The organism is Streptantibioticus ferralitis, assembly GCF_029223525.1.
GTDB classification, from domain to species: Bacteria; Actinomycetota; Actinomycetes; order Streptomycetales; family Streptomycetaceae; genus Streptantibioticus_A; species Streptantibioticus_A ferralitis.
Genome location: NZ_JARHTQ010000110.1, coordinates 1 through 522, shown reverse-complemented (window position 1 = coordinate 522; position 522 = coordinate 1). Strand labels below are relative to the sequence as shown.

The following is a 522-nucleotide window of genomic DNA, read 5'->3' as shown; positions in this document are numbered from 1 at the left end:
GGATCGACGACCGTCACCTGGCGTCGTCCCGGTCGCTGGACTTCGAAGCCGCGTTCTTACAGGCCACGGACGGTCGTGGTGTGGATGTCGTGCTCAACTCCCTCACCGGCGACTTCATCGACGCGTCACTGCGGCTGATGCCGCACGGTGGCCGGTTCATCGAGATGGGCAAGGCCGACCTCCGGCCGGACGACCAGGTCCGCGCGGACCACCCGGGGGTCAGCTACCAGTCGTTCGACCTGGTGGAGGCCGGCCCCGACCGGGTCCAGCAGATGCTGCTCGAACTGGTGGGCCTGTTCGAGGCCGGCATTCTGGAGCCGCTCCCCACGGTGGAGCGGGATGTGCGGCGGGCGCCTGAGGCGTTCCGGTACATGAGCCAGGCCCGGCACGTCGGCAAGATCGTGCTGACCGTACGGCAGCAGCTCGTCGGCACGGGCACGGTCCTGGTCACCGGGGGTACCGGCGGCCTGGGCAGCGAGGTGGCCCGGCACCTGGTCACGACCCACGGCGTACGGGATCTGG

1 protein-coding gene is annotated in these 522 nt (G+C 69.9%); it reads left to right on the top strand.

From position 1 onward, the window contains the following. The coding region (locus P2L57_RS39900; protein WP_275823512.1) for a zinc-binding dehydrogenase at positions 1 to 522 on the top strand (522 nt) is incomplete at both ends.